General features: G+C 66.5%; 19 protein-coding genes and 1 pseudogene. 13 read left to right on the top strand and 7 right to left on the bottom strand.

Features of this window, described 5'->3' with window-relative positions; genetic code table 11:
* Position 1: 1 nt before the first annotated feature.
* Complete coding sequence (locus tag ACXAGF_RS15200; RefSeq protein WP_475018228.1) at positions 2 to 565, top strand: putative glycolipid-binding domain-containing protein; 564 nt, start codon at positions 2 to 4, stop codon at positions 563 to 565.
* A 12-nt stretch (positions 566 to 577) separates the two neighbouring features.
* The gene (locus ACXAGF_RS15205; RefSeq protein ID WP_475018229.1) at positions 578 to 1777 is read left to right on the top strand and encodes a phosphoglycerate kinase; all 1200 of its coding nucleotides are present in this window, start codon (positions 578 to 580) and stop codon (positions 1775 to 1777) included.
* Between the two features lie 72 nt (positions 1778 to 1849).
* Here the strand turns inward: ACXAGF_RS15205 and ACXAGF_RS15210 are convergent, their stop codons facing one another.
* The gene (locus ACXAGF_RS15210; protein WP_475019308.1) at positions 1850 to 2746 is read right to left on the bottom strand and encodes a LysR family transcriptional regulator; all 897 of its coding nucleotides are present in this window, start codon (positions 2744 to 2746) and stop codon (positions 1850 to 1852) included.
* Positions 2747 to 2842: 96 nt separating this feature from the next.
* Between ACXAGF_RS15210 and ACXAGF_RS15215 the strand changes: the two genes are divergently transcribed.
* The 5 genes from ACXAGF_RS15215 (at position 2843) to ACXAGF_RS15235 (ending at position 8299) form a co-directional block, all read left to right on the top strand.
* The gene (locus ACXAGF_RS15215) at positions 2843 to 3592 is read left to right on the top strand and encodes an SDR family oxidoreductase (RefSeq protein WP_475018230.1); all 750 of its coding nucleotides are present in this window, start codon (positions 2843 to 2845) and stop codon (positions 3590 to 3592) included.
* Positions 3593 to 3610: 18 nt separating this feature from the next.
* Positions 3611 to 4030 carry a hypothetical protein gene (locus ACXAGF_RS15220; RefSeq protein WP_475018231.1) on the top strand — a complete coding sequence of 140 codons (420 nt, stop codon included), beginning with the start codon at positions 3611 to 3613 and terminating at the stop codon, positions 4028 to 4030.
* Between the two features lie 179 nt (positions 4031 to 4209).
* The gene (locus ACXAGF_RS15225) at positions 4210 to 5235 is read left to right on the top strand and encodes a class I fructose-bisphosphate aldolase (RefSeq protein ID WP_475018232.1); all 1026 of its coding nucleotides are present in this window, start codon (positions 4210 to 4212) and stop codon (positions 5233 to 5235) included.
* Between the two features lie 661 nt (positions 5236 to 5896).
* On the top strand, positions 5897 to 7105 hold the full coding sequence (locus ACXAGF_RS15230) for an NAD(P)/FAD-dependent oxidoreductase (RefSeq protein ID WP_475018233.1): 1209 nt from the start codon (positions 5897 to 5899) through the stop codon (positions 7103 to 7105).
* Between the two features lie 234 nt (positions 7106 to 7339).
* Entirely contained in the window at positions 7340 to 8299 is a 960-nt protein-coding gene (locus ACXAGF_RS15235) for a DUF3095 family protein (protein ID WP_475018234.1), read from the top strand.
* Between the two features lie 83 nt (positions 8300 to 8382).
* On the opposite strand, the pseudogene ACXAGF_RS15240 reads toward ACXAGF_RS15235, so the two are convergent.
* The 4 genes and pseudogenes from ACXAGF_RS15240 to ACXAGF_RS15255 form a co-directional block, all read right to left on the bottom strand.
* Positions 8383 to 9308 (bottom strand): annotated as a pseudogene (locus ACXAGF_RS15240) (alpha/beta fold hydrolase); the annotation flags it as partial.
* A gap of 24 nt (positions 9309 to 9332) precedes the next feature.
* Positions 9333 to 9554 carry a DUF2798 domain-containing protein gene (locus ACXAGF_RS15245; protein WP_475018235.1) on the bottom strand — a complete coding sequence of 74 codons (222 nt, stop codon included), beginning with the start codon at positions 9552 to 9554 and terminating at the stop codon, positions 9333 to 9335.
* 22 nt (positions 9555 to 9576) lie between these two features.
* Complete coding sequence (locus ACXAGF_RS15250; RefSeq protein ID WP_475018236.1) at positions 9577 to 10164, bottom strand: TetR family transcriptional regulator C-terminal domain-containing protein; 588 nt, start codon at positions 10162 to 10164, stop codon at positions 9577 to 9579.
* A 204-nt stretch (positions 10165 to 10368) separates the two neighbouring features.
* On the bottom strand, positions 10369 to 10794 hold the full coding sequence (locus ACXAGF_RS15255; RefSeq protein ID WP_475018237.1) for a VOC family protein: 426 nt from the start codon (positions 10792 to 10794) through the stop codon (positions 10369 to 10371).
* Between the two features lie 325 nt (positions 10795 to 11119).
* Between ACXAGF_RS15255 and ACXAGF_RS15260 the strand changes: the two genes are divergently transcribed.
* A complete protein-coding gene (locus ACXAGF_RS15260) occupies positions 11120 to 11515 on the top strand; it encodes a cupin domain-containing protein (protein ID WP_475018238.1) in 396 nt (131 codons plus the stop codon).
* A gap of 73 nt (positions 11516 to 11588) precedes the next feature.
* Positions 11589 to 12872: an epoxide hydrolase family protein gene (locus tag ACXAGF_RS15265; RefSeq protein ID WP_475018239.1), complete on the top strand. Its 1284-nt coding sequence runs from the start codon at positions 11589 to 11591 to the stop codon at positions 12870 to 12872.
* 83 nt (positions 12873 to 12955) lie between these two features.
* Here ACXAGF_RS15265 and ACXAGF_RS15270 read toward each other — a convergent pair whose 3' ends face one another.
* Positions 12956 to 13534, bottom strand: a complete 579-nt coding sequence (locus ACXAGF_RS15270; RefSeq protein ID WP_475018240.1) for a TetR/AcrR family transcriptional regulator — start codon at positions 13532 to 13534, stop codon at positions 12956 to 12958.
* Between the two features lie 233 nt (positions 13535 to 13767).
* Between ACXAGF_RS15270 and ACXAGF_RS15275 the strand changes: the two genes are divergently transcribed.
* From ACXAGF_RS15275 to ACXAGF_RS15285, 3 genes are all read left to right on the top strand, one after another.
* Positions 13768 to 14304 carry a YkgB family protein gene (locus ACXAGF_RS15275; RefSeq protein WP_475018241.1) on the top strand — a complete coding sequence of 179 codons (537 nt, stop codon included), beginning with the start codon at positions 13768 to 13770 and terminating at the stop codon, positions 14302 to 14304.
* A 67-nt stretch (positions 14305 to 14371) separates the two neighbouring features.
* Positions 14372 to 14530 (top strand): DUF1127 domain-containing protein, encoded by a 159-nt coding sequence (locus ACXAGF_RS15280; RefSeq protein WP_475018242.1) that lies wholly within the window; start codon positions 14372 to 14374, stop codon positions 14528 to 14530.
* A gap of 39 nt (positions 14531 to 14569) precedes the next feature.
* Positions 14570 to 15763 carry an acetyl-CoA C-acyltransferase gene (locus tag ACXAGF_RS15285; RefSeq protein WP_475018243.1) on the top strand — a complete coding sequence of 398 codons (1194 nt, stop codon included), beginning with the start codon at positions 14570 to 14572 and terminating at the stop codon, positions 15761 to 15763.
* Positions 15764 to 15961: 198 nt separating this feature from the next.
* On the opposite strand, the gene ACXAGF_RS15290 is transcribed toward ACXAGF_RS15285, so the two are convergent.
* Positions 15962 to 16492, bottom strand: a complete 531-nt coding sequence (locus ACXAGF_RS15290) for an RrF2 family transcriptional regulator (RefSeq protein ID WP_475018244.1) — start codon at positions 16490 to 16492, stop codon at positions 15962 to 15964.
* Between the two features lie 232 nt (positions 16493 to 16724).
* Here ACXAGF_RS15290 and ACXAGF_RS15295 point away from each other — a divergent pair, with 232 nt between their 5' ends.
* Positions 16725 to 17141 carry a cupin domain-containing protein gene (locus ACXAGF_RS15295; RefSeq protein WP_475018245.1) on the top strand — a complete coding sequence of 139 codons (417 nt, stop codon included), beginning with the start codon at positions 16725 to 16727 and terminating at the stop codon, positions 17139 to 17141.
* The last annotated feature ends 2 nt before the right edge of the window (positions 17142 to 17143 follow it).

The raw sequence follows: 17143 nt of genomic DNA on the forward strand, positions 1-17143 counted from the left end.
AATGTTCAGACCCCTTTCCCTCAAGACGGTGCGCTGGCGTCCGCTTCAGGGAGAGGGGCTCGAACATCTGACGGTGCGGCCCGCTGACGGCGGCATCCGTGCCGAGGGCGTGGTGATCGGCGAGCGGGACGCCGCGCCCTATGGCGTGCACTACCGGATCGACTGCGACGAAGGCTGGCGCGTGCGCGCGTTCCTCGTCGAGGACACGACCGGCCGCCGGCTGGAATGGCTGGCGGACGGCAAGGGACACTGGCGCCTGCCGGACGGGGCGCCGCTTCCCGAGTTCGACGGCTGCATCGACATCGACCTGTCGGTCTCGCCGTTCACCAACACCCTGCCGATCCGCAGGCTCGGCCTCGATCCCGGCCGCGGCACCGCGCGCCTCAAGGTGCTGTACGTTCCCATCGACACGATGGAGCCCTTCGTGGACGGCCAGCTCTACACCTGCCTGGTTCCGGCGCGCCGCTATCGCTACGAGGCCGAGGACGGCACATTCCGTGCCGAGCTCCCGGTCGACGAGGACGGCCTCGTGACCGACTATCCGACCCTCTGCCAAAGACTTTGACGGGAGACATTCATGACGTTCAAGACCCTAGACGACCTCGACGCCATCGCCGGCAAGCGCGCCCTCGTCCGCGTTGACCTCAACGTTCCCGTCAAGGACGGCAAGGTTACAGACCGGACCCGCATCGAGCGCGTCGCCCCCACCATTCTCGAACTGTCGAACAGAGGCGCAAAGGTCGTCCTGCTCGCCCATTTCGGCCGCCCGAAGGGCGAGCCCGTTGCCGACCAGTCGCTGGCGCAGATCGTGCCGGCCGTCACCGCCGTGCTCGGGCAGCCGGTCGCCTTTGCCGGGGACTGCATCGGCGAAACGGCCGAGGCCGCCGTCGACGCGCTGAAGGACGGCGGCATCCTGCTTCTGGAGAACACCCGCTTCCACAAGGGCGAGGAAAAGAACGACCCCGCCTTCACCAGGGCGCTGGCGGCCAATGGCGACATCTACGTCAACGATGCCTTCTCCGCCGCCCACCGTGCCCATGCCTCGACCGAGGGCCTGGCGCATCTGCTGCCTGGCTATGCCGGCCGCACCATGCAGGCCGAACTGGAGGCGCTGGAAAAGGGCCTTGGCAAGCCGCAGCGCCCGGTCGTCGCCATCGTCGGCGGCGCCAAGGTCTCGACCAAGATCGACCTGCTGACCAATCTGGTGAAGAAGGTCGACGCACTGGTGATCGGCGGCGGCATGGCCAACACCTTCCTCGCCGCCCGCGGCACCAATGTCGGCAAGTCGCTCTGCGAGCACGACCTCGCCGACACCGCCAAGCAGATCATGATCGAGGCGGCGTCCGCCGGCTGCGCCATCATCCTGCCGGACGACGGCGTCGTCGCCCGCGAATTCAAGGCGGGAGCCGCGAACGAGACGGTGGCGATCGACGCGATCCCCGCCGATGCGATGGTGCTCGACGTCGGTCCGAAGTCGGTCGAAGCCGTCAACGCCTGGATTTCCCGAGCCGCCACCCTGGTCTGGAACGGCCCGCTCGGTGCCTTCGAGATCGCCCCGTTCGACGCCGCCACGGTTGCAGCGGCACGGCACGCGGCGACCCGCACCAAGGACGGCGCACTGATCTCGGTCGCCGGCGGCGGCGACACGGTCGCGGCCCTCAACCATGCCGGGGTCACCGACGACTTCACCTATGTCTCGACCGCCGGTGGCGCCTTCCTCGAGTGGATGGAGGGCAAGCCACTCCCGGGCGTCGAGGTGCTGTCCTCGCAGAAGTAGGCCGCGCCCCACAGCCCTATCCGGACCGCCCTGGCCCCGGCCGCGCCGTTCGACGGCGCGGAGCCTCTGGCGTCAGCCCGACGTAAGCGTCCTCGTCTCCTGGGCGATGAAGTCGCAGAGCAGCCGGACCCGGGCCGGAACCATCCGCCCGAAGGCATGCACGGCGCTGAACGGCAGCGCCGGCAGAGGCTCGCCGGGCAGAATGCGCACCAGCGCCCCGCTACGCAGATCCTTCTCCACCACGCAGCGCAGCAGATGGGCGACGCCCATGCCCTGCAGCGCCGCCGCGTGCAGCCCGTAGCCGGAGTCGCAGTCCATGCTGCCGCGCGGTGAGATCGACACACCGCTGGCAAACTGCACCGCTTGCGCCCGCCCGCCGGGCGAATAGCGGGCAAAGGGCAGCGCGCTCAGGTCGTCGATGCTGGCGGGGCTTCCCCACGTTGCGACGAAGGCGGGCGAGGCGACGAGCACCATGTCGAGTTCGGCCAGCCGCCGCACGATAAGGTCGCCCTGCAGCGTCCGGCCAACCCGGAAGACCACGTCGTAGTCCTCGCGGATGAGGTCGACAAACCGGTCGGTGATGCCGAGATCCAGGTGGATCTGCGGATGCGCCCGCGCGAACCCCGCCAGCAGCGGCTGCATCAGCAGCCCGCCCAGTTCGCTCGGCATGCTGATCCGCAGCCGCCCGGCGGGGCCGGCCGCCGCGTGGATGACGTCATCGGACGTGTCGATCTCCTTCAGCAGCGGCGCCACCCGGTCGAACAGGGCCTGACCGTCGGGCGTGAGCATCAGCGCGCGCGTCGAGCGCATGAACAGCCGCGCCTTAACGTGCTGTTCCAGGCGCCCCACCCTTTTCGAGACGGCCGACGGCGTCGTCTTCAGGCTGCGCGCGGCCGCACTGAAGGAACCGGCCTCCACGGTGCGCACGAAGGCGATCAGGCCCGGCGCCTCATTGATCAGGTTCGGCATCTGCATCTCCGCGGCAAAGGTCATGTGCGTGGTCGCCGCCTAATGGCAGCGGCTTCCGTTCGCTATCTCCGGACCAGTTAGCACGGAGAAAGAAAAATGCTCAGTCTTAAGAACAAGGTCGCCGTCATCACCGGCGGCAACAGCGGCATCGGCCTGGCGACGGCGAAGCGCTTCGCGCGCGAAGGCGCGCAGGTGATCATCACCGGACGCAGGCAGGACGTCGTCGATCAGGCGGTCGCGGAAATCGGCCATGATGCGGTCGGCATCCGCGGCGACGTCGCCGATCTCGACCATCACCAGGCGCTCGCCACCGAGGTGACGCAGCGCTTCGGCGGCGTCGACATCTACATGGCCAATGCCGCGGTCATCAACCTGGTGCCGTCGAACCTGGTGACCGCCGAGGACTATGACCGGCAGTTCGCCGTCAACACGCGCGGCGTCTTCTTCGGTGTCCAGGCCATCGCCCCGGCGCTGCGCGATCACGGCAACATCATCCTCACCAGCTCGCTCGCGGCGACGAAGGTCCTGGAGAACCATGCCGTCTATGCCGGCACCAAGGCGGCAATAGCGGCCTTCGCCCGCAACTGGGTGCTGGAGTTCAAGCCGCGCGGCATTCGCGTCAACATTCTGAGCCCCGGTCCCACCGACACGGCGATCCTCGGCAAGCTCGGTGTCACCGAGGCCGATCGGCCGGGCTTTCTGGCGATGATGCGCAACATGATCCCGGCCGGCCGCATGGGCGAGGCCGACGAACTGGCGCAGGCGGCCCTCTTTCTCGCGTCCGACGCCGCGAGTTTCGTCAACGGCATCGAACTCAGTGTCGATGGCGGCATGAAGCTCGTCTGATCCAGCAGGACCTTGGCAATGAACAAGACATTCAATCCCGACATTCTGGCATTCATCGACCTGCTCGCCGATGCCGGCAGCCATTACCGCATGGACGAAATGGAGGATCTCTACACCGAGGATCTCGGCTTCCTGGTGCTCACCCCCGAAGGCGAGATCGCCCGCCATTCCAAGGCGGAGGTCTTCGCCGAGTTCCGCGCGCGCGGAGCGGCCGGCGAGGCGCCGCTATCAACGGAGAAGCGTGTCCTTCACGTCGAGCAGCAAGGTGACGACGCGACCGCCGTTCTCTACCGACGCATGAGCTCGCGCGCCGCCCCGGCCTTCTACGAACTGCGGCTGAAGCGGCTGGACGGCCAGTGGCGGGTTGCCGGCGAGACCGTGTTGCCCTGGCCCGACCTTGGCACGGTGAAGGGTTTCCTGCCGCCCCGCACCAGGTAGCACTGCCACGGCAAGACCGGGCATGCGCCGCATCCGCTCAATGCGCGAGGTCCCCTTCCACGATGGAGGGGGGCCATTCTCGTTGACGCCCCGTCGGCCGTGGCTGAAGATGGTCGTCCGCGCGCAAAGCCTGAGCGGGCAGGTCGCGAGGAGAACGGGCGTCCGCAAGGGAGGATGAGATGAAGGAGAGACTGGAAGACATCGCCGCCGCCATGGTCGCGCCCGGCAAGGGTCTGCTTGCCGCCGACGAATCCACCGGCACTATCAAGAAGCGCTTCGACGGCATCGGCGTCGATTCCACCGAGACCTCGCGCCGCGACTATCGCCAGATGCTCTTCACCGCCGACGAAGCGATGCGCAACTATATCTCCGGCGTCATCCTCTATGAGGAGACCCTGTTCCAGGGCGGCACCGACGGGCGCTCGCTGGCCGAGATCATCCGCGCCGCCGGCGCCGTTCCTGGCATCAAGGTCGACACCGGCGCCAAGCCGATGGCGCTGTTTGCCGGCGAGACGATCACCGAGGGACTCGACGGCCTGCGCGACCGGCTGGCGCGGTACTACGACGCCGGTGCCCGTTTCGCCAAGTGGCGCGCGGTCATCGCGATTTCCGACACGCTGCCGAGTTTCGGCGCGATCAAGGCCAACGCCCAGGCCCTGGCGCGCTACGCGGCGCTGTGTCAGGAGGCCGGCCTGGTGCCGATCGTCGAGCCGGAGGTGCTGATGGACGGCGAACCGGGTACCCACTCGATCGGCCGATCCGAACAGGTCACCGCGGAGACGCTGCGCATCACCTTTGACGAGCTTGCCGACCAGGGCATCCGCCTCGAGGGCATGATCCTGAAACCGTCCATGGTCATAGACGGCAAGAAGGCACGGAAGGCCCACCCCGCGGAAGTGGCAGAGCGGACCATTCGCGTGCTCAAGCGCACCGTTCCCGCCGCCGTCCCCGGGATCACGTTCCTGTCCGGCGGACAATCGACCGAGGAGGCGACCGCCCACCTTTCGGCCATGAACGCCGCGGGCGCCCTGCCCTGGCGGCTCACCTTCTCCTACGGCCGCGCGCTGCAGGCCGAGGCGCTCGCCGCCTGGGGCGGAAAGGCGGAAAACGTCGCAGCGGGCCAACGCGCCTTCATCCACCGGGCGAAGATGTGCAGCCTGGCGGCCAGGGGCGAGTGGACCAAGGAGATGGAGAAGGCCGCCTGACCGAAGGACGGTGGCCGGGCTTGTCACCACGCATCGTCGGGTGCCCCCTTGCGCCGCCGCCGGGGCGACCTACATCAAAGGTAACGTCAACAAACAGAAAGGAAGGTGGTCCAATGTCTAATGAGATTTCGGTCCTCGTGACGGCAATGGGAAAGTCGGTGGCAGCGGCGAGGCAGCCCTCGCTCTGAACCACACCTTCCTCGGGTCCCAAGGCCCGAGCCCATCACGGGATCAAAGCTCATGGAGGGCCGCCACTGGCGGCCCTTTTGATTTTCGGCTTCCAGTCAGCCGCTGGCGCCATCGACCGGAGGCGCCAGAGCCCGTTGCCGTGCGGCCGCCGGCTGGCCGACCGAGCCGTTCCGCACCGGACGGGGGCACACACAGTGGAAAAGAGGCGCGTACCTCCTGAATCGCCGTTAACATCGATCGACCGTATCCGCAACCCCCTGACCGTCTTCGCCGTGTTGACAATCTGTCTCCCGAAGCGGTGGCATTTCGTGTTGCCCCATATCTCCGATTACTCTAGTCGTAGTTAAGCGACGCCGAGACGTTCGTCGCGAGAGCCGCCTCCCAAGCCGGAGGCACCAAGCAAAACCGCAATCATTAGGCCGGCCGGATCCAGTCCCGCCGGGTTGCGAAGGACCGTCTGGAAGGAACGAGAATGAGCGAGCGAATTCTGATCATCGGTGCCGGCTTCGCCGGGATGTGGTCGGCACTGGGCGCCATGCGCCTGCTGGACCAGCAGGGAAAGGCCGATGGCTCCGTCGAGGTCGCATTGATCGCCCCACAGCCCGAATTGCATGTCCGCCCGCGCCTGTATGAGAAGAATGCCTTCGAAATGAAGGCCCCTCTGTCGGAGATCTTTGCCAACGTCGGCGTGCGCTACATCAAGGGCTATGCGACGGCCGTCTCGACAGCCAGGAACACCGTCACCTACACCGGCCAAGACGGCCGCGAGACCACGATCGACTACACCAAGCTGGTTCTCGCGACCGGCAGCGTCCTGTTCCGTCCCGACATTCCGGGGCTGGACCATGCCTTCAACGTCGACCAGCTAGCCGACGCCGTCGTGCTGGAGGATCACATCGCCCATTTGGGCCGGCTCGCGCAGAGCCCGGCGCGCAACACCGTGGTCGTCGCTGGCGGCGGCTTCACCGGGATCGAGACCGCGGCCGAGATGCCCCATCGCCTGCGGGCCGCGCTCGGACAGGACGCCGACGTTCGCGTCGTCATCGTCGAGCGCAACGCGGCGATCGGCCCGGATCTCGGTCCGGGACCGCGGCCGGTCATCGAACAGGCGCTCCAGGAACTCGGCGTCGAAACACGTCTGGGCGAGGCGATTGTCGCCATCGACCCGCACGGCGTCACGCTCGCCTCCGGCGAGCGGATCGAGGCAAGCACCGTGGTCTGGACGGCCGGCGCACGCGCCAATCCCATCACCAAGCAGATCGACGCTGAGAAAGACCCGTTCGGACGCCTGCACGTCGACCGAAACCTCAAGGTCATCGGCCACGCCAATGTCTACGCCACGGGCGACGTCGCCTACGCCACGACCGATGATGCCGGAAACCGCACGATGATGAGTTGTCAGCACGCGCAGAATCTCGGCCGCTCCGCCGGCCACAATGTCGCGGCCGACCTGCTCGGGGTCGAGCCGATCCCCTACAGCCAGGAAAAGTACGTCACCTGCCTCGACCTCGGTCCATGGGGCGCGGTCTACACCGAAGGCTGGGATCGTCAGGTGAAGCTGACCGGCGCCGAAGCCAAGAAGCTGAAGACGACGATCAACACCACCTGGATCTATCCGCCGAGCGCGGAGCGGTCCGCCGCCCTTGCGGCCGCCGACCCCCGCCGCATCGTCGTCGCCTGACCGCCGACGCGAACGACCGCCACCGCAGCCGGTGCACCCCCTCAGCACCGGCTGCCCCGCGGGCCCGCCTTCTTTCCTGGCAGGAGAAGAGAGGACGGGCCCGCCCCCTCACTGCCGCGATGGCGCAGCCGAAGACAGAGGCTTGCCGCGGCATCCACGTGCGGCCAGAGGTGAAATCAAATGCGAACATCCGCTGAAAATGCGCGCCACTCCACGCCTGTCGCCCGCCACGGCATGACGACGGCGTTGCCGTCGCAGGTCCTGCAGGATTTTTCCACGGTCCTCGACCACGCCGCCTACCGCCCGCTCCCCGATGACTGGATGATCGGCATCACCGACGTGGTCGACTCGACCAGGGCGATCCGGGAAGGCCGGTACGAGGCGGTCAATTTTGCCGGGGCCTCGGTCATCACCGCGCTCGCCAATGTCCTGCGAACCTATGATTTCCCCTTTGCATTCGCGGGTGATGGAGCCGCTTTCGCGGTGCCGGCGCGGTACCGCAGGGAGGCCGAACAGGTGCTGCGCCAGGTCGCAGCCTTTGCGGCTTCGGAGTTGTCGCTGGCGCTGCGCGCGGGGCTGCTCAGCGTCGGCGATATTCGCACCCATGGTCGCGACGTCAGGGTCACGCGATACGCGGTTTCGGAGCACGCGAGCTCCTATGTGTTCTCCGGAGGAGGCATTGCCTGGGCCGAAGGCGAGCTCAAGAACGGCCGCTACGCCGTTGGCCACCGGGACGTTCTCGCGCCACCCGATCTCACCGGCCTGGCCTGTGAATGGACGCCTGTGCCCAGCCGGAACGGCAACATCCTGTCGCTTGTGGTCGAGGCGTCGGAAAGCACCAAAAGCACCGATTTCACCGAGCTGACGATCCGTGTGCTCGCCGTGCTCGCGGGCGACGCCGGCGCCAATGCGGCCGCTCGGGGCACGCCGAGCACCGATCTGCGCAAATGCGATGGCCGGCTGTACCTGACGGCGGACTGCTCCGACAGGCAGGTCCGCCTCATTGAGGACTTGCTCCGGGACGCGGCCGCAACGTCAGCCATCAAGTTCGGCACCCACGTGCAGACGCACGCAATCATCACCTGCGTCCTGCCGTCCGGAGACGCACCGGACGCCTACCTGCAACTGCTGGACGGCTACGGTGGGGGCTACATGAAGGCGGCAGCGATGTTGAGCGCCAACTTTCCCAGATAGGGCCGGCGCGGGCCGAAAGGTCCCACCCATCCCTGGGCCGGGGCTCGTGCCCCGCATACGCCCCGGCACCGGGCGCCTCGCGGCCGGATCTCCGCAATGGCCTGGTCCGGCGCCTGCAGGTGCGGATAGTGGCCAATGCCGGGCAGCAGCCTCAGTTCAGCCTTGACCCGCCGTGCAAGCTTGATCCTCATTTCCTTGCTGATATAGAGATCTTTCTCGCCCCAGACGACCGTCACCGGCGTCCTCAGCCTGTCCAGGCTCGCCTCGAAAGCATCCTCGTCACGGGTGAAATTCGCGTAGTGGTGATAGAAAGCGTCTGCGGACGTCAGTGCGCCATGGGCCCATCCGCGCCATGTCCGCCTTGTTCTCGGGGGACAGCTCAAACTGCGCCTGCCTGCGCAGCCCTCGCCTGAACCCGTTCTTCAGGATCTCCGCGGACGCCTTGTTCATGTAGGCGCGGGTCTGGCTTGCCGTCAGCTCCGCCCTCAGGTGCCGCAGGCTTTCATACATGAGTTGCGGCCGGTTGAACGGGGCGAAGTCGCCGACGATGATCGCCTTGGCGGTGCCGGATCCTCCTGCGCCAGCAGCAGGACCGGCAACGCCCCGATGTCGGTCACGTAGATGACAAGCTCCGAGTGTCGATCTTGGCCGTCTCGATGTAACCCTTCAGGACCCGTGTGTAAGCCTTTGGCGCATAGGAAAACCTGTCGACCGGAGGCCGAGAGGAAAGACCATAGCCCGGCCAGTCGGCGTGCACCTCGTCCTCGGCAAGGGCGAGCGCGATGTCCTTTCAGGCACACAGCGTCTCGGGGAAGCCGTGCAGCAAGCGCACTGTTCCCTTGGACTCGGCAGGATGCGCCACCATCCGCCGCAGCGCGATGTCCGGGGTGATCCCGACATAGCCGATCTCGAGGTCTTGTGCCCGAGCGGAATCCGTGTCGGCGCAGGCCAAGGCAAGCTTGGAACTGGGCACGAGGGCGAACGCCGCCGTGAGCCATGACATGGTCATGTCGCTATCCGTTGAAGCTGGCGGCTATTGAATGAAGCGGTCGACCACGGCCTGCAGGCGGGGTCCGACGAGCAGGATTGCGGGAATGACGATCACATAGCCGATCGCCCACGACCGCAGCCATTTCAGCGCAAAGGCATCGGTGAAGCCGACATTGAGGGCCAGCAGGGCGAACGAAATGATCCCCGTCGTCACCACGCCCATCAAGAGCGCAAAGGCGATTTTCCGTTTCAGGTGCATGGTCATTGATGTCTCCGTCTCGGCTCGTTCACGCGAGCTCGCCAATGGTTCGTTCCAGTGCCGGCATGACCGCGGCGCGGTGGCCGTCATCGCCGGTCAGCTGCGAAATCATGAGTGCCCCCTCGATCAGGGCGATCAGCGTCACGGCGGTCCGCTCCGCGTCGACGCCCGTGCGAAACTCTCCGGCGGCAATGCCCGCTTCGATGACCGCAACGAGGTTGTGCCTCCAGCCGTCGAACGCCTTCAATGCCTCCGCCCGCAGCGCGGGGTGGGTGCCGTCCGCTTCGGCCGCCGTATTCAGCAACGGGCATCCCCCTTCCGGGAAGCCGCGCGACGACAAATCGTCATATGCACCGATCAGCGCGAGCAACTTGCCCTTGCTGGTGGCGTGCCGGTCCATTTCCCCGCGGACCATCGTCTTCACGCGCTGCCAGTTGTGCACGAAGGCCGCCAGCGCGACCTCGTCCTTGTTGGCGAAATTGCCGTAGATGCTCCCCTTCGTCAGACCGGTGGCTTCGGTCATGTCGGCGAGCGAGGTGCCGGCATAGCCCTTCACGTTGAACAGCGGGGCCGTCTTCTCGACGATGAACTGGCGGGTTCTCTCAGCCTTTTTCATGAATGAAATATACCGATCGGTATTTTTTTGTCAAGCCTGTACCGTCCAGACGTCGAAACGCGGCTTTTGCCTGGCTTCACCCGCGAAACCCGGACGGGCGCGCTACTCGGGCGCCCGTCGCAAGACGGCGCCATCCCGGCCGCCGAGGGCGGCCGGGATCGAGTTGGATGAGAGCCGAAGTCAGGCTCGCAACAGCAGACAGGTTCAGGCCGCGTCAGGACCCTTGCGGTACACCAGAAACTTGTTGCCTTCGGGATCACGGAAATACGCGCAGTACGGTCCGTCCGCGCTGTCCCCGCGCGGCCCCGGAGCGCCTTCGTCGGAACCGCCGGCCGCCAGTGCGGCGGCATGCGCCTCGCGGACCTGGGCGCGGGAGCGCGCCTCGAACGCCACCATGCCGCCATTGCCGACATTGGCCGCCTCGCCGTTGAACGGCCGGACGACGCCGAACTCCAGCGCCCTCAGGCCGTAGTAGACGGCCCTGCCCGGCTGGACGAGAATGCGCCCGATGCCGAAGACGGAGAAAAGCCGGTCATAGAACGCCGTGGCCCCGTCCAGGTCGTTGGTGCCGACGGTGGCGTGGCCCGGCAGGCCGCGGATCGTCTCGGACTGCGTTGTGATATCGCTCATTACAAACTCTCCAGTGTTGCACATCGCCGCGAAGGTCTCGCTGGCCTCCGGCTCGGAGAGCAGATCGCGCGCCATTGTGTATTGGATTTTGCAGAAAGCGGCCGGAGTGTATCGAACTGGTGCCGAGCCGGCAGACCGATACACGTCGATACACTCCCGCGAAGCTGCGCGGACTGTCCGAGCCCGGCAGGACGTCCAGCCCCACTGAAACATGGAATTACAAACATCCTGCGCGGAGGACACACCGGCAATACATCGCGCCCGTCCAATTGGTCCCGCGCCTTCGATGGCGATACCCGGACAAAGGTGTTGAAAGGATGACCCGATGAAAACGACACGGAAACTTGCGGTAACCCTCCTGCTCGTCGGTAGCGGCCTGATCTCGCAGATCGCCCAGGCGCAGCAGCTTCACCGCACCGATCTTCTGAAAGAGGGCATCAGCGCGGCGGGCCACGAGGTGGTGCAGGTGCGCGTCGACTTCGACCCCGGCGCGGTCTCGATCAAGCACAACCACCCCGGTGAGGAAGTGGCCTACGTGCTCGAAGGGACGCTCGAGTACCGGCTCGAGGGTCGCGCCCCGGTCACGCTCCATGCCGGTCAGGCGCTGTTCATTCCCGATGGCGTGGCCCACGTCGCGAAGAACGTCGGCAACGGCAAGGCGTCGGAACTGGCGACCTATATCGTCCGGAAGGGCGAGCCGATCTTTGTCCCGGTGAAGTGAGCCATCTTCGCGGCGATCGAACGACAAGCAAAGAGGTGTGACCTTGACCGGGCATGAACCCACTCGCCCCGCAATGACCCGCCGGACCCTGCTGGCCGGCGCGACCGCTGCCGCTGGCCTAGGCCTGCTTCCGGCCGCATCCGCCGCCCCGCCGGCCGACATCGAACGCGTTTCGGCGGAGGCCGTCCGTCCCTTCCGCGTCGACATTCCTGAGGCCGATCTTGCCGACCTGCGCCGTCGGCTGGCCGCAACCCGCTGGCCCGATCCGGAGCCGGTCGAGGACCGTTCCCAGGGCGTGCAGACCGACAGGCTGAGGGCGCTCGTGCGCTACTGGGAAGCGGATTACGACTGGCGCAAGGCTGAGGCGAGGCTGAACGCCCTGCCGCAGTTCCTGACCCATGTCGACGGCCTCGATATTCACTTCATCCACGTCCGCTCCCCCCACCCGGACGCGATGCCGCTGATCATGACGCACGGCTGGCCGGGCTCGGTCTTCGAACTGCTGAACGTCGTCGGCCCGTTGACCGACCCGACCGCGCACGGCGGGCGCGCCGAGGATGCCTTCCATCTCGTGCTGCCGTCCCTTCCCGGCTTCGGCTTTTCCGAAAGGCCGAGAGGCACCGGCTGGAACGCCGATCGCATCGCCCGCGCCTGGGACAGGCTGATGAAGCGCCTCGGTTATCCCCGATACGTGTCGCAGGGCGGAGACTGGGGTGCGATCGTTTCCGATGCCATGGGGCGCCAGGCACCGACCGGCCTGCTCGGAATCCACGTCAACCGGATCGAGCGATCAACGACGCTGCCGCCGGACGTCGCAAGGGCGCTCAAGGCCGGCGATCCGGCGCCGGCAAGCCTGACCGTCGAGGAGCGCGCGGTCTTCGACGAGGCCAGGGAATTCCTCGGAAAGGGTTTCGGCTATGCCGCAATCCTCGGCACACGCCCGCAAACGATCGGTTTTGGGCTCGCCGACTCGCCCGTGGGGCTGGCGGCGTGGTTCTACGACAAGCTCGCCGACTGGGTGTACAGCCGCGGCGATCCGGAGCGGGCGCTTGGCCGCGACGCCATCCTCGACAACATCACGCTGTACTGGCTGACGAACACCGGCGCCTCGAGCGGGCGGATCTATTGGGAAAGCAGCGCCGCCAAGGCCAAGCCGGCTGCCATCGCGGTCCCGGCGGCGGTGACGATCTTCCCCGGCGAGGTCTACCGGCCGCCCCGGCACTGGGTCGAACGCGGCTACAGCAAGCTGATCTACTACAATCGGGTGGAGCGTGGCGGCCACTTCGCGGCCTGGGAAGAACCAGGCCTGTTCAGCACCGAGGTTCGCGCCGCCTTCCGGGCTCTGCGCCAACCGTAGCGAGCCGGCAGACGCCGGCCGCCCTCCGACAGCAAAACGAAGCCCGGGCGGGTCGACCGGGCCTTCCTCTCCCGATCAGCCGGTCAGGTCTGTGGTTGGCGCCCTGTCGCAGCAAGCAGCTGGCTGGCGATATGCTTGGCGTGTCGCGCCGGCTCGGCGGTGCGGGCCATCTGCGCGACCGCCATCGCCCCCTCGTGCAGCAGATGGATTTCCGCGGCGATGCGCGTCGGCTCAGCCAGTCGCGCCGCGTGGGCAAGTTCCTCGAAATAGGCCAGCACGAGACGCTTGTGCATCACGGCCGCGCGAAACACGGGATTGACGGTGTCCTTGTGCTCGCCCGCCGCACTCACGAAGATGCAGCCGCGGAACTGCTTGTCGAGCACCGAGGCCTCGAGGAAATCGAACGTCGCCAGCAGGCGCTCGACCGGACCGGTCGCGTGCTGCTCGACAAAAGCCCGCATCGCAAGCCGATCCGCCTCGTCGCGCCGTTCGAGAGCGGCGAGGATCAGTTCCTCCTTGGTCTCGAAGTGACGATAGAGCGTCGTCTTGGCCACGCCTGCCTCGGCAATGATCAGGTCGATGCCGGCGGCTTGATAGCCGTGCTGGTTGAACAGCCGGAGCGCGGTTTCCAGCAGATGACCGCGGATTTCGGAACGGCGCATCTTTTCCTCACAATTCGAAACAGATCTGTTTCATACACTAAGGGTGACACGAACCGAATACAAGCCTTGCCGTAAAAAACCACCGAACAAAAGCATGGGCTTGATCGAGACTCGACATGATCGCTCTGATTGACACTTGCCAAACGAAACAGATCGGTATACTTCTTTAAATAGATACCGATCTGTATCTATTTAAACGAGCGCACCCGCCGTCACCCTAAGGAGAAACAACGATGTCGCATGATCCCATCCGCAGCATGGCCGCCGCGAGCTACGACATTCACGCGCCCGCCGCCGAACGCTTCGACCAGCTCGAGCGCCGCGCACGGACTGCCGTCGCCGCCAGCCAATATGCTTCGCTGGTCGCTATCTACAGCTGGTTCGGCGGCATGAAGTTCACGGCATACGAGGCTGAGGGTCTGGTCGGCCTGGTGAGCAACAGCCCGTTCCTGGGCTGGTCCTATTCGCTGCTCAGTGTGAGGAGCTTTTCAAGTCTTCTCGGGATCCTCGAACTCGCCATCGCCGCTCTGATCGCCGCGCGGCTGCTCCACCCGATCTATTCGCTCGCTGGCGGTCTGCTTTCGGCCGGACTGTTTGCGACCACGCTCAGCTTCATGGTGACGACACCCGGCGTGTGGGCGCCGGACCTCGGCTTTCCCGCGATCTCGGTTGCGCCCGGGCAGTTCCTGCTCAAGGACGTCGGCCTGTTCGCGCTCTCGCTGTTCATCGCTCTCGACTCGCTGAGGGCGCTGCGCAGCCCCCGCGCCTGAGCTGCCCCATTGCGGCGCGGGCCCACTCCCGGACGGTCCACCGGCCGTCGAACCAAAGGAACGACCCATGTTTGCACTTCAAATCCTGTCGAGGGTCCGCGCCCATCTGCGCTATCGCCAGACCCTGCGTGAACTCGCGCGCTACAGCGACCACCAGCTTCGGGACATCGGCATCACCCGGTTCGAGATCGAAGCGATCGCGCGCCGGCAATTCCAGCAGCAGTGACCGCCGAGGCGGCCCGCAAGCGACTGAAGGAGTTTACCAATGCCCCAACAATCCGACCCCGTCGTCATCGTCTCGGCGGTGCGAACGCCGCTCGGACGTTTTCTCGGCAATCTCGCGCCGCTGACGGCTCCGGAGCTCGGATCGCATGTTATCCGATCGGCCCTGGCGCGGACCGGGCCGGTGCAGGATCGCATCGATGAAGTTCTCATGGGCTGCGTTCTTCCCGCCGGCCAGGGCCAGGCGCCGGCGCGCCAGGCGGTGCGCGGCGCCGGGCTGCCGGACGATGTCGGCGCGACGACCATCAACAAGGTCTGCGGCTCCGGCATGAAGGCGACGATGCTCGGCCACGACATTCTCCGGGCAGGCTCGGCCGATATCGTCGTTGCCGGCGGCATGGAGTCGATGTCCAACGCGCCCTACCTGCTGTCGAAAGCGCGTGGCGGCTATCGCGCCGGTCATGACCGGATCTTCGACCACATGGCGCTCGATGGGCTGGAGGACGCCTACGAGCAAGGACGTTCCATGGGCGACTTCGGCGAGATGGCGGCAGCGGCCTATCAATTCAACCGCGCCGATCAGGACGCCTATGCGATGGAGACCCTAACCCGGGCGCGCAAGGCCATCGAGGACGGCGCCTTCGGCGACGAGATCGCCGCCGTGACCGTCGCGACGAAGGCAGGCGAGACCGTCGTCGAGCATGACGAGCACCCGCTGAAAGTCTCTCCGGAAAAGATTCCGAACCTGAAGCCGGCCTTCCGCATAGATGGCACCATCACCGCCGCGAGCGCTTCGGCGAACGCCGACGGCGCCGCCGCGCTGGTGCTGACGCGCCGCTCCATCGCCGAGCGCGACGGCCTGCCCGTCTTGGCGGAGATCCGCGCGCACGCGACCCATAGCCAGGATCCGGCCTGGTACACGACCGCTCCGATTCCGGCGATCCGCAAGCTGCTGGGAAAGACCGGCTGGGGCATCGGCGACGTCGATCTGTTCGAGATCAACGAGGCCTTTGCGGTGGTGGCGATGGCGGCGGCCAGGGACCTTGGCATCGCGCGCGACCGGCTCAACGTCAATGGCGGCGCCTGCGCGCTCGGCCATCCGATCGGCGCGACCGGCGCGCGGCTGCTTGTTACCCTGGTCCACGCGCTGAAGCGGCGCGGACTGCGGCGCGGCGTGGCCGCGCTCTGCATCGGCGGCGGCGAGGCCACCGCCGTCGCCATCGAACGGATGCAATAGCGCGTCCGGGCGACCGCCTCCGCCACCCCGTTCCGCCCGTCGGAGCGGGTCGGGCGGTGGCGCCGGCGCTTCACCTCCCTCTGCTTGACGGCGCCACGCGGTATCGCGGCTCGGCGGGCGCAGAGGCATCCAGGCTGGATCGACGGCTTTCAGCGGAAACGGCCGGAGACGGCCTTGCCGCGTAACGGCGTAACGGCGTTACGACGCCTGCGCGCGGCGGCCGCGCCGCGGCGTGCGTGCCGCCAGCCATTCCCTGACACGGTCGGAATGGTCCTTCGGCGCCTTTGTCGCGACCCGCTGCGCGACGCTCGCCAGCGTATGCGTCGCCAGGGTGTCCCGCGTCCGCCGTTCGGCTTCGAGCATGACGGCGTGGATGGAGCAGACGCCCTCCGTCGCCCATGCCGGCGTCGTGTCGCCGAACAGCGCGCACTGGGCGCGGATGCCCTTGCATTCGAACAGGGCCTTGCGGCCGTCGATCGCCTCGACAACGTCGAGAACGGTGATGTCGGTCGCCGGGCGTGCCAGCGCGAAGCCGCCGCCGATCCCCTCGCGCGCGATGACGATGCCCGCCTTCTGGAGCTTGGTGAACAGCTTTGCGACGAAGTCGGTCGAAACCTCCTGCAGTTCGGCGAGGTCGCGTGCACTCGACGGCTGCCCCAGTTCCTGCGCATCGATCAGGAAGACGAGACAGTGGAGCGCGTACTCGACGCCTGCGCTGACATGGGCCATGGAACCGCTCTTTAACACCGATAGATTTCGTCGCAGATATCACGGAAAGCCGGCACGCACAACACGGGTTTGTCGCCGCAGCGTTGACAGTGCGTTCGCGGTACGCCGCGGATTGGGAGTTGCCCATTAACAACGATTATATTAGTCGTAGTTAAGCGATACGATCATCGTCGCGAAACGCGCTCCGGACCGGAACCGCAAACAGCAAACGCCACCAAGGAGACTTGACGTCATGAATGCACGACTCATCTTCGGCGCAGCCTGCGCCGCCCTCGCCCTGGCCGCCGAAATGCCCGCCGCCGCGCATGACGCCGGCGATATTGTGACGCCCCACTTCGAAAAGGCCATTCCCAACATCCCGGGCAAGACGCTGACCGCCCTGATCGTTGACTATCCGCCGGGTGGCGTTTCGGCCTCTCACAAGCACGCGGACTCCGCGTTCATTTTCGCCTACGTCCTATCTGGCGAAATCGAGTCGCAGGTGAACGACGGACCGATCCAGACCTATCGGGCCGGTGAAAGCTGGCACGAGCCACCGGCGGCTGACCACTATGTCAGCCGCAACGCCAGCAAGACCGCGCCGGCAAGGCTGCTCGCCGTGTTCGTCGCCGACAGCGACGAGAAGGCCCTGACCACTCCGCACGAATGAAC

The organism is Mycoplana sp. ABR4_002 (genome assembly GCF_056159645.1).

Excerpts from the sequence above, each read along its gene's own strand:
- ACXAGF_RS15200 (WP_475018228.1), top strand. The coding sequence starts at position 2 with ATGTTCAGACCCCTTTCCCTCAAGACGGTGCGCTGGCGTCCGCTTCAG.
- ACXAGF_RS15205 (WP_475018229.1), top strand. The coding sequence starts at position 578 with ATGACGTTCAAGACCCTAGACGACCTCGACGCCATCGCCGGCAAGCGC.
- ACXAGF_RS15210 (WP_475019308.1), bottom strand. The coding sequence starts at position 2,746 with ATGCCGAACCTGATCAATGAGGCGCCGGGCCTGATCGCCTTCGTGCGC.
- ACXAGF_RS15215 (WP_475018230.1), top strand. The coding sequence starts at position 2,843 with ATGCTCAGTCTTAAGAACAAGGTCGCCGTCATCACCGGCGGCAACAGC.
- ACXAGF_RS15220 (WP_475018231.1), top strand. The coding sequence starts at position 3,611 with ATGAACAAGACATTCAATCCCGACATTCTGGCATTCATCGACCTGCTC.
- ACXAGF_RS15225 (WP_475018232.1), top strand. The coding sequence starts at position 4,210 with ATGAAGGAGAGACTGGAAGACATCGCCGCCGCCATGGTCGCGCCCGGC.
- ACXAGF_RS15230 (WP_475018233.1), top strand. The coding sequence starts at position 5,897 with ATGAGCGAGCGAATTCTGATCATCGGTGCCGGCTTCGCCGGGATGTGG.
- ACXAGF_RS15235 (WP_475018234.1), top strand. The coding sequence starts at position 7,340 with ATGACGACGGCGTTGCCGTCGCAGGTCCTGCAGGATTTTTCCACGGTC.
- ACXAGF_RS15245 (WP_475018235.1), bottom strand. The coding sequence starts at position 9,554 with ATGACCATGCACCTGAAACGGAAAATCGCCTTTGCGCTCTTGATGGGC.
- ACXAGF_RS15250 (WP_475018236.1), bottom strand. The coding sequence starts at position 10,164 with ATGAAAAAGGCTGAGAGAACCCGCCAGTTCATCGTCGAGAAGACGGCC.
- ACXAGF_RS15255 (WP_475018237.1), bottom strand. The coding sequence starts at position 10,794 with ATGAGCGATATCACAACGCAGTCCGAGACGATCCGCGGCCTGCCGGGC.
- ACXAGF_RS15260 (WP_475018238.1), top strand. The coding sequence starts at position 11,120 with ATGAAAACGACACGGAAACTTGCGGTAACCCTCCTGCTCGTCGGTAGC.
- ACXAGF_RS15265 (WP_475018239.1), top strand. The coding sequence starts at position 11,589 with ATGACCCGCCGGACCCTGCTGGCCGGCGCGACCGCTGCCGCTGGCCTA.
- ACXAGF_RS15270 (WP_475018240.1), bottom strand. The coding sequence starts at position 13,534 with ATGCGCCGTTCCGAAATCCGCGGTCATCTGCTGGAAACCGCGCTCCGG.
- ACXAGF_RS15275 (WP_475018241.1), top strand. The coding sequence starts at position 13,768 with ATGTCGCATGATCCCATCCGCAGCATGGCCGCCGCGAGCTACGACATT.
- ACXAGF_RS15280 (WP_475018242.1), top strand. The coding sequence starts at position 14,372 with ATGTTTGCACTTCAAATCCTGTCGAGGGTCCGCGCCCATCTGCGCTAT.
- ACXAGF_RS15285 (WP_475018243.1), top strand. The coding sequence starts at position 14,570 with ATGCCCCAACAATCCGACCCCGTCGTCATCGTCTCGGCGGTGCGAACG.
- ACXAGF_RS15290 (WP_475018244.1), bottom strand. The coding sequence starts at position 16,492 with ATGGCCCATGTCAGCGCAGGCGTCGAGTACGCGCTCCACTGTCTCGTC.
- ACXAGF_RS15295 (WP_475018245.1), top strand. The coding sequence starts at position 16,725 with ATGAATGCACGACTCATCTTCGGCGCAGCCTGCGCCGCCCTCGCCCTG.